Here is a 13167-nt window from a genome sequence, read left to right as displayed (position 1 = left end):
GGGTGCGGCGGGGAGCCCGGCCGGCCACCGCCGGACGGGCGGGCGCCGGGGCGGCCGGGCGGCGGGCGGCGGCCGGAGCGGGAGCGGGAGCGGCAGCCCCGGCGGGAGCGGGGGCTGGCAGGCCGGGCCCGGAGTCGGTGACCTCGATCCGCAGCCGGTCGCCGCAGATCGAGGCGGTGACCTGGAAGCCGTCGTCGGGCCGCCCGGTGGCGCCGTGCTCGACGGCGTTGGCGCAGGCCTCGGTGAGGGCGACGCCGAGGTCGTCCGCGATCTGCGGGTCGACGCCCGCGGTCGCCATCGCACCGAGCAGGATGCGCCGGGCCAGCGGGACGCTGGCCGGGTCGCGCTTGAGGTGCAGAGTCCACCAGATGTCCACGGGAGGTCCCTCCTGGCTGCGGCTCCACATACAACTAGGTATCTCCGGGCGATTCGCGGGTGAACCGTGCCCGGGGGCCGCTACCGCCCGTTCGGCGGATGGACCGGGGGACGGGGTCTGTGCCGGGCGACGCGTACGCCCCCTCGCACGCCGCCGCCGAAAGGGGCATTCGTAGGGATTTCCCACCCTGCCCGTGTCGGCGGCGTACGCAATGAGAGGATGGCCCGGCCATGACTGCCCTCGCCGCCGCCCCTCTCCCGGGCGCCCCCGGACCGGCTCAGCCGGTGGGGTCCGCCGCCTGGGACCTGCGGCTTGCCCGGGCGGTCCCGTTCGCGCTGGTCTGCACCCTGATAGCGGCCGCCGGGCACGCCCTGGCGGGGGGCGGGAACGTGCCGCCGACCGCGTTGGCGCTGGGTTTCGCCGCGGTGCTGGCCTTCGCGGCGGTCTGCGGCGGGCGGGAGCGTTCGCTGGCGGGCATCGCCGGGGCGCTGGGTGCCGGGCAGCTCGCGCTGCACTGTCTCTTCCACGGCTTCAACGGCTTCAACGGCTCCATGCCGGGCATGCACCACGGCGGCCCCGGGCCGCTGACCGTGCCGCAGGTGGCCGGTCGGCTGATCTGCAACGAGGCGCGCCCCGGCACGCTGCTCGGCCTGTCCGGCGGCCCGTCCGCGGAGCAGCTGGTCTCCTCCGCGGGCCTGGATCCGCACGCGTTCGCCGCCGCGCCCTGGTGGCAGGCCGGTGTCCTCGGCATGACGCCGTCGATGCTGGCCGGGCACCTGGGTGCCGCGCTGGTCGCGGGCTGGTGGCTGCGGCGCGGCGAGGCGGCGCTGTGGCGGCTGCTGCGGGTGGCCGCCACGGCGGCCCGGGAGCACTGGGCGGCGCCGTTGTGCACGGCGTTCGCGCTGGTGGCCGCGCTGCTGCGCGGTCTGTTCGGCGTGGCGGGCCCGGCCCGCCGGTTCGGTGCCCGGGGCGGGGAGAGCCTGTTCCCGACGGGTGCGGTGCTGCGGCACAGCGTGGTGCGGCGCGGTCCGCCGTGCGGGGCCCTCGCGTACTGACCGGCGTCTCCCGGCGGCCCTGCGGCCGCGTCGGGTGCCGGTGTGCGCACCGTCCGGCCGTTCCCCCGACCACCGGGGCGGCCCGAGGCTCTGCCCCCACCTCCCCACGCGCGGCCCCCGCGGTACGGATCGTGTCCGTCGCCCGGTACCGGCTGCCGCCGAGCTCCGATCGGAGACCCGCATCATGCGTTCCCTTCCCACCCGTCGTCTCGCCGCCGTCGCCCTCACCGCCGCCGCCTCCGTGGTGGCGCTGGCCGGCCCCGCCTTCGCGCACGTCACCGTGAACCCGGGCGCGGCCGCCCAGGGCGGCTACACGGCCGTCGACTTCCGGGTGCCGAACGAGAGCGACACCGCGGGCACGGTGAAGCTGGAGGTCAACCTCCCGCTGGACCACCCGCTGGCCTCGGTCCGGACCCTGCCGCTGCCGGGCTGGACCGCCGCGGTCGAGAAGGCCAAGCTCGACAAGCCGATCAAGGTGCACGGCAACGACGTCACCGAGGCCGTCTCCAAGATCACCTGGACCGCCGACGCCGGCACCAAGATCGCCCCCGGCCAGTTCCAGGAGTTCCGGGTCTCGCTCGGCCCGCTGCCGACCGACACCGACAGCCTGGTCTTCAAGACCCTCCAGACCTACGACAACGGCGACATCGCCCGCTGGATCGACGAGTCCAAGGAGGGCCAGCCCGAGCCGGCCAAGCCCGCCCCCGTCCTGAAGCTCACCAAGGCCGCCGAGGGCGACGGCCACGGCGTCACCGCGTCCCCGGCCGCGGGCGCCCACGGGGACAGCTCCGACCACGCCGCCTCCGCCGGCGACGCCAAGTCCAGCGACTCCACCGCCCGCACCCTGGGCGTGGTCGGCATCGTGGTCGGTGTGATCGGCACCGCCGTCGGCGTGCTCGGCCTGCGCCGCAAGAACGGCGGCTCCGCCTCCTGACCCCCGCGCCGGCGGCGCCGCACCCGCAGGACGGGTGCGGCCCCGCCGGCGGCCCACCGCGCACGATCGGAACTCGCATGCCCCGCACCACCCGCACCACCCGCCTGGCCGGCGCGGCCGCCCTGGCGCTGGCCGCCGCCCTGACCCTCTCCGCCTGCGGCTCCTCCGGCGGCGACTCCACCGTCGCCAAGGTCACCCGGCAGAAGGAGGACACCCCGTACCAGGGCACCAAGCTCGCCAAGAACTTCGAGAAGCCGGACCTCCAGCTGACCGACACCTCCGGCCGGCCCTTCGACCTGCGGCAGCAGACCAACGGCAAGGCCACCCTGCTGTTCTTCGGCTACACCAGCTGCCCGGACGTCTGCCCGACCACCATGGGCGACATCGGCGTCGCGATGAAGGCGCTGCCCGAGGCGGACCGGCAGAAGGTCAACGTCGTCTTCGTCTCCACCGACCCGCAGCGCGACACCCCCCAGGTGCTGCGCACCTGGCTGGACTCGATGGGCAGCGACTTCATAGGCCTCACCGGGGACCTGGCCAAGGTGAAGACCGCGGCCAAGTCGCTCGGCATCATGATCGAGGACCCGGTGGTCAACGGGGACGGCACGGTCACCTCCACCCACGGCGCGCAGGTGCTGGCCTTCCTCCCCTCGGACGACAAGGCGCACGTGCTCTACATGAGCGGCACCGAGGAGAAGACCTACGAGCACGACCTGCCGCTGCTCGCCAAGGGGGTCGCGGCGTGACCTCGGTGCAGACCGGAACCGGCCGCTTCCGCCGCACCGCCCTGCTCGGTGCCGTCGTCGCGACGGCCCTGGGCGGCGGCGCCATCCTGGCCGCCTGCGGGACGGGCGGCGGCACGGGCGGGCAGGACGGTGCCGCCGGGGGCCCGGCCAGGCTCAGCGTCGCCGACTCCTACATCCCGCTGCCCCCGGCCGGCGGCATGGCGGCCGGCTACCTGACCGTCCGCAACGACGGCGGGCAGGACGAGCTGCTCAAGGTGACCAGCCCGGCCGCCGGGTCGGTCACCATGCACCGCTCGACCGCGTCGACCATGGAGCAGGTGGACAGTCTCGACGTCCCCGCGCACGGCACCCTGCAGCTCGCCCGGGGCGGCAACCACCTCATGATCATGGGATGGCAGAAGACCCCGGCCCTCGGCGACGAGCTGGAGCTCGACCTCACCTTCGCCAAGTCCGGCACCATCTCCGTCAAGGTTCCGGTCAAGGAGCTCACCTACCGGCCCAGCCAGAGTTAAGGGGACCGCCACCATGCAGTCGGCCGGCCTGGAGAAGGCCACCCACCGCCGGATCGCCGGGGTGCTCGGAATGCTCGGCGCGCTGCTCGCGCTGATGCTCGCGGGCGCCGGTCCGGCCTCCGCGCACGCCACCCTGGATTCCACCGACCCGCGGCAGAACTCGGTCGTCGCCACCGCCCCGCAGGCGGTGACGCTGACCTTCAGCGAGTCCGTCTCGCTCTCCGGCGACTCCGTCCGGGTGCTCGACCCGGCCGGCCAGGCCGTGGACACCGGCAACCCGGCGCACGCCGACGGCAAGGGCAACACCGCCCGGGTCGGGCTGCGCGGCGGGCTCGCCAACGGCACGTACACGGTGGCCTGGCGGGCGGTCTCGGACGACTCGCACCCGGTCGGCGGGGCGTTCACCTTCTCCATCGGCGCGCCCTCGGACACCTCGGTGTCGGCGACCGCGCTGCAGGGCGCGGAGGCCGACGGCCTGGTCGCCTTCCTGTACGGCACCGGGCGCACCGTCGCGTACACCGCGTTCGCGCTGCTGGTCGGCGTCGCCGCCTTCGTCCTGATCTGCTGGCCGGCCGGCACCGCCCGGCGCCGGGTGCAGCGGCTGCTGATGACCGGCTGGACGGCGCTGCTGGTCTCCACCGTCGCCGTGCTGATGCTGCGCGGCCCGTACGAGCGCGGCTCGGGGGTCGGGCAGGCCTTCGACCTGTCGCTGATGCGCGCCACGCTGGACGAGCGGATCGGCACCGCGCTGGCCGCCCGGCTGCTGCTGCTCGCGGCGGGCGGGGTGTTCCTGTCGCTGCTGGTCGGGCAGCTGGGGCAGCCGCCGCGGCCGGCCGTCCCGAAGCCGCGGGACGAGGACGGCTCCGAGGGCTCCAAGGGCTCCGAGGACGCCGCCGGCCCCGCCGGTCCCGCGGTGCCCGAGGAGGACGCCGAGGCCGCCGAGCTGCGCGAGCTGGAGCGGCGGGCCGCCGAACGGCCGCAGCGCGAGGTCCGGCTCGGGCTCGGCGTGGCCGGGCTGGTGCTGGCGGTCGCCCTCTCGGCGACCTGGGTCGGCGCCGACCACGCCTCGGTGGGCATCCAGGTCTGGCTGGCGCTGCCGCTCGGCATCCTGCACCTGCTCGCCATGGCGCTCTGGCTGGGCGGGCTGGCCGCGCTGCTGGTCGCGCTGCGCGAGGGCGTCGGCGCCGAGGTGGTGGACCGCTTCTCCAGGATCGCCTTCGGCGCGGTGGCCGTGCTGGCCGTCACCGGGATCTACCAGTCCTGGCGGGGCCTGGGCAGCTGGGGCGCGCTGACCGGCACCGAGTACGGGCGGCTGCTGCTGGTGAAGAGCGGCTGCGTGGTCGCGATGCTCGGCGTCGCCTGGATCTCCCGCTCCTGGCTGGCCCGGCTGCGCTCGGCCCCGGCCGAGTCGGTGGAGGTCGCACCGGCCGAACTGCCGGAACCGGTCGCCGTGGCGACGCACAGCGAGGACCCGGTCCGGCAGGCGCAGCTGGAGCGCCAGCGGGCCGCCCTGCGGAGCGCCGGACGCGACCGGGGGCTGACCCCGACCCGGGCCGGGCTGCGCCGCTCGGTGCTGGTCGAGGCGCTGGTCGCGGTGGCGGTGCTGGTGGTCACCACGATGCTCACCAACTCCCCGCCCGGACGGGTCGCGGGCGAGCTCAAGGCCGGGGCGGCCGCCGCTCCGGCGGCCGGCGGGGCCCCGGTGGCGCCGCAGACCGAGCCGGGCCGCACCGTCGAGCTCAAGCTCCCGTACGACACCAAGGGCCGGACGCCGAACGCCAAGGGCACCGCGACCGTCACCCTCAACCCCGCCCGGACCGGGCCGAACGAGGTGAAGCTCGCGCTGGACAGCGCGGACGGGCAGCCGGTGGACGTCCCCGAGGTGGAGCTCGCCTTCACCCTGCCGGACCGCGACCTCGGCCCGCTGCCGGTCGCGCTCACCCCGGAGGGCACCGGCCGGTGGAGCGGCACCGCGCAGCTCCCGCTGGCGGGCAACTGGGTGGTGTCGGTGCAGATCCGCTCCTCCGACATCGACCAGACCACCCCGACCCAGCAGTTCAGGATCGGGTGAGCGGGATGACGGACACCTCCACGGAGCACGGTCCGGCGGAGCCCGGCTCGGCGGAGCCCGGCCCGACGGACCACGGGCCGGGTCCGGCGGGGCCCGCGGGCTTCACCCGGCGGGCGCTGCTCGGCACCGCCGGGGCCGGACTGCTGGCCGGCGCCGGCGCGGGCGTCGCCGGGGCGGTCGCCCTGGACGGACGGCCGGGCGGGACGGCGGACGCGGCGGGCCCGTCCGGCGGGACGCTGGGCTCCGCCCGGGTGCCGTTCCGCGGCGCGCACCAGGCCGGGATCACCGACCCGGCGCAGGCCAGGGTCCAACTCGCCGCCTTCGACCTGGCCGTGGGCGTCGGCCGGGACGGGCTGCGCACCCTGCTGCAGCGCTGGACGAAGGCGGCCGAGCGGCTGACCGCGGGGGAGCCGGCCGAGGAGTTCGACGACCAGGTCGCGCTGGACGCCGGGCCCTGCTCGCTCACCGTCACGGTCGGCTTCGGCGCCGCCCTGTTCGACAAGGCGGGGCTGGCCGACCGCCGCCCGCCCGGGCTCGAACCGCTTCCCGCCTTCCCCGGCGACGCGCTCGACCCGGCCCGCGGCGACGGCGACCTGTTCGTCCAGATCGGCGCGGACGACGCCCTGGTCGCCGTGCACGCCCTGCGGGTGCTGCAGCGGCTCGCGGCCGGGACGGCGGCGCTGCGCTGGCAGTCGGCCGGCTTCGCCCGCACCCCCGGCGCCGCCGCGCGGCCGGTGACCGGACGCAATCTGATGGGCCAGATCGACGGCACCAACAACCCCCGGCCGGACGAGGAGGGCTTCGCCGCCACGGTGTTCTGCGCCGCCGGCGGCGACCAGCCGGGCTGGCTGGCCGGCGGCTCGTACCTGGTGTTCCGGCGGATCCGGATGCTGCTGGACCACTGGGAGGCGCTTCCGGTGGACCGGCAGGAGCGGGTGATCGGGCGGCGCAAGTCGGACGGCGCCCCGCTCGGCGCGCCCGCCGGGGCCGGCGAGCGGTCCCCGGTCGACCTCGCCGCGCAGGGCCCGGACGGCACCCTGGCGATCCCCGCCGACGCGCACATCCGGGTCGCCGCCCCGGCGGCCAACGGCGGGGCGGCCATGCTGCGCCGCGGCTTCTCGTACCACGACGGGCTGCTGCCGGACGGCTCCCCGGACGCCGGGCTGCTCTTCCTCGCCTTCCAGGCCGACCCGCGCAAGGGCTTCACCCCGGTGCAGCGCAAGCTCTCCCGGGGCGACGGCCTCTCCCGCTTCCTGCGGCACGAGGCCGGCGGCCTGTACGCGCTGCCACCGGGCCCGCCGCCCGGCGGCTACCTCGGACAGCAGTTGTTGGAGGGGTAGTTCCCCCGGAGTCACCGGGACGCACCGCCGCGGTTCCGGTCGGTGGAACGCTTTCCTGCCGGGGCCGCGGAGTCGTTAGGGTGATTGCTTCGGCACACTCCGCCCGCGCAGCACCGAGATTCCCACGGAGGCATCATGTCGGCCACCCGCTACACCTACCTCGGACCGGCCGGCACGTTCACCGAGGCGGCCCTGCACACCCTGCCCGAGGCGGCGACCCGGGAGCTGGTGCCGCTGTCCTCGGTGGCGCTGGCACTGGACGCGGTGCGCGGCGGGGAGGCGTCCGGGGCGTTCGTCCCGATCGAGAACTCGGTGGAGGGCGCGGTCACCGCGACCAACGACGAACTCGCCTCCGGCGCACCGCTGATGATCTACCGTGAGGTGCTGCTGCCGATCACCTTCGCGCTGCTGGTGCGACCGGGCACCGAGCTGTCCGGGATCAAGACGGTGACCAGCCACCCGGTGGCCCAGCCGCAGGTGCGGCGCTGGCTGGCGGCCAACCTGCCGGAGGCGAAGTGGGAGTCGGCCGCCTCCAACGCGGACGGCGCCCGGCTGGTCTCCGAGGGCCGCTACGACGGCGCGTTCGCCGGGGAGTTCGCGGCGCCGATCTACGGGCTGGAGCCGCTGGTCAAGGAGATCGCGGACGCCAAGAGCGCGGCCACCCGGTTCGTGCTGGTCGGCCGTCCGGGCCGGGTCTCCTCGCCGACCGGCGCGGACAAGACCTCGATGGTGGTCTGGCTGCCGGACGACCACCCGGGCGCGCTGCTGGAGCTGCTCCAGGAGTTCGCGGTGCGCGGGGTCAACCTGATGCGGATCGAGTCCCGCCCGACCGGCGAGGGCATGGGCAGCTACTGCTTCCTGATCGACTGCGAGGGCCACCTGTCCGAGCGCCGGGTCGGCGAGGCGATGATGGGGCTCAAGCGGATCTGCCCGCAGGTGCGGTACCTGGGCTCCTATCCGCGCGCCGACCGGCAGGAGTCCACCCACCGGCGGCCGGGGACCTCGGACGAGGATTTCTCCTCGGCGGCGGACTGGCTCTCCCGCGCCCTCGACGGCCGCGGGAACATCTGAGGCCCGCGGGGCATCCGCGACCTCCGCAGCCGTCCGGACACCCTGATTGCATCTTTTGTCTTTCCGACCTTTTCCGACTGTTTTGGATCGGGTCGATCGGGCGGGGCGGACGGCCCCGTCCGTCGTCCACAGGCGGCCCGGGGCCGGGGGCCGCTGTCCACAGGGCTCCCCGCTGTCCACAGCCCCGAGTTATCCACAGGCCGGGGGAGAGTCGACAAACCGGTATAGCCATTGCCCAGAACTGGTCGGACCATCGGTTTGCGTCGCAGAGATGACCAATCGGACCAGAGTCACCCGGTTGCCAGCAAATCACCCGTCCGAGTGCTTCAATTCCCTCACTCGGGAAGGTTGATTGAGGTTTGAAACCTCAATTCCCTGGTTCGTTCACACGGAGGGCCATCCTCCCCCTGGATCCACAGGCCAGGGGTCGGGCCTGTGGATAACCCGGCGGCGGAGCGTTCCCCACAGAAGTTATCCACAGGATCGGCCGAGTTATCCCCAGGGGAAATGCCGTACTGGTGGAGGAACGGTCGCCCGGTACGCTTGGGCCTGTGATTGACCTTCGCCTGCTCCGTGAGGACCCTGACCGAGTGCGCGCCTCGCAGCGCGTCCGTGGCGAGGACGTCGACCTGGTCGACGCCCTCCTCTCCGCCGACGAGCGGCGCCGGTCCTCGGGCAGCCGCTTCGACGAACTGCGCAACGAGCAGCGGGTGCTCGGCAAGCAGGTCGCCCAGGCCAAGGGCGACGAGAAGGCCGCCCTGCTGCAGCGCACCAAGGACCTGGCCGCCGAGGTCAAGGCCGCCGACGCCGAACAGGGCGCGGCCAAGGAGGAGGCCGACCGCCTGCTCCGCTCGCTGGCGAACCTCATCGACCCGGCCGCCCCGGTCGGCGGCGAGGAGGACTTCGTCACCCTTGAGGAGATCGGCACCCCGCGCGACTTCGCCGCCGAGGGCTTCGAGCCCCGCGACCACGTCGAGCTCGGCCAGATCCTCGGCGCGATCGACACCGAGCGCGGCGCCAAGGTCGCCGGTGCCCGCTCCTACTACCTGACCGGCGTCGGCGCGCTGCTGGAGCTCGCCCTGGTCAACATGGCGATCGCCCAGGCCACCGCGGCCGGCTTCACCCCGATGATCACCCCGGCCCTGGTCCGCCCGGCCGCCATGGACGGCACCGGCTTCCTCGGCCAGGCCGCCGAGAACGTGTACCACCTCGCCGAGGACGACCGGTACCTGGTCGGCACCAGCGAGGTCCCGCTCGCCGCGTACCACATGGACGAGATCCTCGACGCCGACAAGCTGCCGCTGCGCTACGCCGGCTACTCGTCCTGCTTCCGCCGCGAGGCCGGCACCTACGGCAAGGACACCCGCGGCATCATCCGCGTCCACCAGTTCGAGAAGGTGGAGATGTTCGTCTTCACCACCCCCGAGGACGCGGAGAACGAGCACCGCCGCCTGCTCCAGTGGGAGAAGGACTTCCTCAACGCGCTGGAGCTGCCGTACCGGGTGATCGACGTCGCCTCCGGCGACCTCGGCGCCTCGGCCGCGCGCAAGTTCGACATCGAGGCGTGGATCCCCACCCAGGGCAAGTACCGCGAGGTCACCTCGACCTCCAACACCACCGAGTACCAGGCCCGCCGACTGGCGATCCGGATGCGCGAGGAGGGCAAGACCCGCCCGCTCGCCACCCTGAACGGCACCCTGGTCGCCGTCCCGCGCACCATCGTGGCGATCCTGGAGAACCACCAGCAGGCCGACGGCTCGGTCGTCCTGCCCGAGGCGCTGCGGCCGTACCTCGGCGGGCGGACCGTCCTCGAACCGGTCAAGTAACCCGGCCAGCACCACCCAGCACCACCCGCAACTCCCGGGAGACGTAAGGCCCATGAGCACCATCAGCCCCAGCCTCGCCTCCCCCGGCGGTGGCGGCCTGCCCTACCGGTTGGTCGCCACCGACCTCGACGGCACCCTGCTCACCAGCGGGGAGACCGTCTCCGAGCGCACCCGCGCCGCCCTGGCCGCGGCCACCGGCGCGGGCGCGCTGCACATCATCGTCACCGGGCGCTCGGCGGTCTGGGCCCGCCCGGTCTTCGACGAGATCGGCTACACCGGGATAGCGGTCTGCGGACAGGGCGCCCAGGTGTACGACGCCGGCGCGCACAAGCTGCTCACCTCGCTCACCCTGGACCGGCGGCTCGCCGCGCTCGCGATCGAGAAGATCGAGACCGAGACCGGCCCGCTGGCCATCGCCGCCAACCAGGACGGCCTCGACGGCCAGGTGCTGGCCGGCCCCGGCTACGAGCTGCTGATCGGCTCCGACCTGCCGGTCGTCCGGGTCGATCGCGGCGGGCTGTTCGACGCCCCGCTCAGCAAGCTCTACATCCAGCACCACGCCCTCACCGACGACGCCCTCGCCGAAGCCGCCCGGCGCGCGGCCGGCGACCTGGTCGGCGTGGTGATGGCCGGCGCCGGCGTCGTCGAACTGCTCCCGCTCGGCCTGTCCAAGGCCACCGGCCTGGCCGTCGCCGCCCGCCGCCTGGGCGTCCGCGCCGCCGACACCATCGCCTTCGGCGACATGCCCAACGACGTCCCGATGTTCGGCTGGGCCGCCCACGGCGTCGCCATGGCCAACGCCCACGAGGAACTCCTCGCCGTCGCGGACGCCGTCACCACCAGCAACGACGAGGACGGCGTCGCCGCAGTCCTGGAGCGCCTCTACCCGCAGCGCTGACGCCTCCGGCGGGGAGGCGCCCGGCCACCGGGCACCGGCCACCCGCCGCGATCTCCTGCCCCGCGCACAGGTCCCCGCGCCCCTGGTGGGGCGCGGGGATCCGTGTCCGGGGGTACATCCAGGGTTCATGGGCTGGTCAGGGGTGGGTTGTAGGATGACCGGGCAAGCGGTTGTAGGATGACCGACGACCGGTGATGACGTGTGCGGTGGAAAGGGAGGTCCGGCATGAGCGGCGGTTTGCAGGCGGCCGGGCGGCGCTCCCTGGTGGACACCGCGATCGAGCAGCTGCGGGCGCAGCTGGCGGGTGGGGCGTGGCCGGTGGGCTCGCGGATTCCCACCGAGCACGAGCTGGCCGAGCAACTGGCCGTCGGACGGAACACCGTGCGAGAGGCCATCCGGGTGCTGGTGCACGCCGGGATGCTGGTCTCCCGGCAGGGCGAGGGGACGTTCGTCCGCTCCACCAGCGACCCGGCGTCCGTCCTGCGCGGCGTCCAGCGCTCGGGCATCCGGGACGTCCTGGAGGTCCGCGCGGCGCTGGAGACCGAGGGCGCCCGGCTGGCCGCACTGCGGCACACCCCCGAGGACATCCGGCGGATGCGCGCCGCGCTGGCCCGTGAGGCCGAGGTGTTCGCGGCGCACCCCGAGCGGGCGAGCCGCGAGGCCACCGTCGAGCACGACCTGGAGTTCCACACCGCCGTCGTCGAGGCCGCGCACAACCCCGCGCTGGCCGAGGTGTACCGCTACTTCGGCGCCTCCGTGCGCGAGGCGATGACCTCCGCCTTCGGCGACCACGACATGCCCGAGGCGGTCGTCGCGACCCACGAGGCGCTGGTCGACGCGATCGAGAGCGGTGACCCGGACCGGGCCGAGGCGGCGTGTCGTGCGCTGCTCGCCGGCCCGACCGCGGCCGTCGAGCAGCTGCTCGCGGCCATCGCGGCGCGGAAGTAGGACGGCGCGAGCCTCCCTTCCGCCGTCCGCATCCACGCACCTTCACGAAAGAACAGCACATCCATGGCCGTCACCCGTGCCCAGCAGCCGGTTGTCACCACGTCCGCCCCGCTCCCCCTCCGCGCCCGGGCGGCCCATCCGCTCCTGCTGCTGACCGGCATCCTGCTGGTCGCGCTGAACATGCGCGCCTGCCTGGCGGCGGTCTCCCCGATGGTCGGCGAGATCCAGCGGACCTTCGGCCTGTCCGCCACCGCGAGCGGGCTGATCACCACCGTCCCGGTGCTGTTCCAGGGCGTCGGCGCCCCGCTCACGCCGCGGCTGACCCGCCGCTTCGGCGCCGAGCGGGTGGTGCTCGGCGCGGTGCTGGTGCTCGGCGCGGGCGTGCTGCTGCGGGTGCTGCCCTCGGTGGCGGCCCTGTACGCGGGCTGCGTGGTGATCGGCGTGGCCATCGCGGTGCTGAACGTGTCGATGCCGGGCCTGGTGAAGCGCGAGTTCCCGGACCGCGCGGCCACCATGACCGGCGTCTATTCGACCACCATGCTGGTCGGCGCCACCCTCGCGGCCGGCACCTCCGTCCCGCTGGAGCACGCGCTGGGCGGCGGCTGGCGGGCCTCGTTGGGCGCCTGGTCGCTGCTCGCGCTGATCGCGGCGGTGGCCTGGCTGCCGCAGGTGCTGCGCTCGCGTCAGGAGCGGCAGGGGGCGGTGGCCGCGGCCGCCGCGCCGGCCAAGCCGATCGAGGGCATCTGGAAGTCCCCGCTGGCCTGGCAGATCAGCCTCTTCATGGGCATCTCGTCGCTGCTGGTGTACACCCTGGTCGCCTGGATGCCGACCATCCTGGCCGACCACGGCATGGACCGCGGCCAGGCCGGTCTGGTCTTCGCCTTCTCCAACCTGGTGCAGGTGGCGGGCGCCTTCCTGGTGCCGCTGATGGCCGGCCGGATGACCAGCCAGCGCGGGCTGGCGCTGACCATGGTCGCCCTGAACGGCCTGGGCATCGCGATGCTGCTGGTCGCGCCGGTCTCCGCCGCGTGGGTGTCGGCGACCATCCTGGGCGTGGCCCAGGGCGGTTCGCTGGGCCTGGGCCTCGCGTTCATCGTGCTGCGCACCCGCACCGCGGCCGGTGCCGCCCAGCTGGGCGGGATGTCGCAGGCGATCGGCTATCTGGTCGCGGCGGCGGGCCCGGTCGGCGCGGGTGCGCTGCGCCAGCTGACCGGCGGCTGGGAGACCCCGCTGGTGCTGATGCTGGTGCTGGTCCTGGTGGTCGGCGCGGCCGGCTGGGGCGCGGGCCGCAACCGCACCCTCTGAGCCGCTCGCCGGCGAGAACGCGGCAGTGGGCCCCGGGAAACCACAGGGGTGCGGGGCCCCCAGGCCGAACGGGTGCCCCGGCCGA

Annotated in this window: 12 protein-coding genes; 11 read left to right on the top strand and 1 reads right to left on the bottom strand. The window is 74.6% G+C overall.

Translation table 11 applies throughout. The annotated features are described in order from the left end of the window. On the bottom strand, positions 1-376 hold a 376-nt coding region (locus ACWGKU_RS37460), incomplete at its 3' end, for an ATP-binding protein (protein ID WP_452191749.1). A gap of 230 nt (positions 377-606) precedes the next feature. On the opposite strand from ACWGKU_RS37460, the gene ACWGKU_RS37455 reads away from it, so the two are divergent. The 11 genes from ACWGKU_RS37455 (at position 607) to ACWGKU_RS37405 (ending at position 13082) form a co-directional block, all read left to right on the top strand. After that, entirely contained in the window at positions 607-1431 is an 825-nt protein-coding gene (locus ACWGKU_RS37455; protein WP_401045716.1) for a hypothetical protein, read from the top strand. Positions 1432-1615: 184 nt separating this feature from the next. Further along, positions 1616-2365 carry a YcnI family copper-binding membrane protein gene (locus ACWGKU_RS37450; protein ID WP_452180995.1) on the top strand — a complete coding sequence of 250 codons (750 nt, stop codon included), beginning with the start codon at positions 1616-1618 and terminating at the stop codon, positions 2363-2365. Positions 2366-2442: 77 nt separating this feature from the next. Beyond that, entirely contained in the window at positions 2443-3111 is a 669-nt protein-coding gene (locus ACWGKU_RS37445; protein WP_359898031.1) for an SCO family protein, read from the top strand. Further along, positions 3108-3623, top strand: coding sequence for a copper chaperone PCu(A)C (locus ACWGKU_RS37440; protein ID WP_359898035.1), 516 nt, complete (start codon positions 3108-3110; stop codon positions 3621-3623). The genes ACWGKU_RS37445 and ACWGKU_RS37440 overlap by 4 nt, the downstream gene beginning before the upstream one ends. A 13-nt stretch (positions 3624-3636) precedes the next feature. After that, entirely contained in the window at positions 3637-5694 is a 2058-nt protein-coding gene (locus ACWGKU_RS37435) for a copper resistance CopC/CopD family protein (protein WP_452180996.1), read from the top strand. A 5-nt stretch (positions 5695-5699) separates the two neighbouring features. Continuing rightward, entirely contained in the window at positions 5700-7034 is a 1335-nt protein-coding gene (gene efeB / locus ACWGKU_RS37430; RefSeq protein WP_401045725.1) for an iron uptake transporter deferrochelatase/peroxidase subunit, read from the top strand. Positions 7035-7169: 135 nt separating this feature from the next. Beyond that, positions 7170-8105 (top strand): prephenate dehydratase, encoded by a 936-nt coding sequence (pheA, locus tag ACWGKU_RS37425; protein ID WP_359898039.1) that lies wholly within the window; start codon positions 7170-7172, stop codon positions 8103-8105. 551 nt (positions 8106-8656) lie between these two features. After that, positions 8657-9931, top strand: a complete 1275-nt coding sequence (gene serS, locus ACWGKU_RS37420; protein WP_359898041.1) for a serine--tRNA ligase — start codon at positions 8657-8659, stop codon at positions 9929-9931. 52 nt (positions 9932-9983) lie between these two features. After that, positions 9984-10829 carry an HAD family hydrolase gene (locus ACWGKU_RS37415; protein WP_380553312.1) on the top strand — a complete coding sequence of 282 codons (846 nt, stop codon included), beginning with the start codon at positions 9984-9986 and terminating at the stop codon, positions 10827-10829. Positions 10830-11054: 225 nt separating this feature from the next. Continuing rightward, positions 11055-11777 (top strand): FadR/GntR family transcriptional regulator, encoded by a 723-nt coding sequence (locus ACWGKU_RS37410; protein ID WP_359898045.1) that lies wholly within the window; start codon positions 11055-11057, stop codon positions 11775-11777. Between the two features lie 63 nt (positions 11778-11840). Further along, the gene (locus ACWGKU_RS37405; protein ID WP_401045729.1) at positions 11841-13082 is read left to right on the top strand and encodes a CynX/NimT family MFS transporter; all 1242 of its coding nucleotides are present in this window, start codon (positions 11841-11843) and stop codon (positions 13080-13082) included. The last annotated feature ends 85 nt before the right edge of the window (positions 13083-13167 follow it).

This window comes from Kitasatospora sp. NPDC054768 (genome assembly GCF_053612025.1).
Note: the sequence above shows the minus strand (reverse complement) of the source record. Positions and strands in the feature narration are given on the sequence as shown.

What these genes read in the sequence shown, in the direction of transcription:
- ACWGKU_RS37455 (WP_401045716.1), top strand. Translation starts at nt 607, where the DNA reads ATGACTGCCCTCGCCGCCGCCCCTCTCCCGGGCGCCCCCGGACCGGCT.
- ACWGKU_RS37450 (WP_452180995.1), top strand. Translation starts at nt 1,616, where the DNA reads ATGCGTTCCCTTCCCACCCGTCGTCTCGCCGCCGTCGCCCTCACCGCC.
- ACWGKU_RS37445 (WP_359898031.1), top strand. Translation starts at nt 2,443, where the DNA reads ATGCCCCGCACCACCCGCACCACCCGCCTGGCCGGCGCGGCCGCCCTG.
- ACWGKU_RS37435 (WP_452180996.1), top strand. Translation starts at nt 3,637, where the DNA reads ATGCAGTCGGCCGGCCTGGAGAAGGCCACCCACCGCCGGATCGCCGGG.
- efeB (WP_401045725.1), top strand. Translation starts at nt 5,700, where the DNA reads ATGACGGACACCTCCACGGAGCACGGTCCGGCGGAGCCCGGCTCGGCG.
- pheA (WP_359898039.1), top strand. Translation starts at nt 7,170, where the DNA reads ATGTCGGCCACCCGCTACACCTACCTCGGACCGGCCGGCACGTTCACC.
- ACWGKU_RS37415 (WP_380553312.1), top strand. Translation starts at nt 9,984, where the DNA reads ATGAGCACCATCAGCCCCAGCCTCGCCTCCCCCGGCGGTGGCGGCCTG.
- ACWGKU_RS37410 (WP_359898045.1), top strand. Translation starts at nt 11,055, where the DNA reads ATGAGCGGCGGTTTGCAGGCGGCCGGGCGGCGCTCCCTGGTGGACACC.
- ACWGKU_RS37405 (WP_401045729.1), top strand. Translation starts at nt 11,841, where the DNA reads ATGGCCGTCACCCGTGCCCAGCAGCCGGTTGTCACCACGTCCGCCCCG.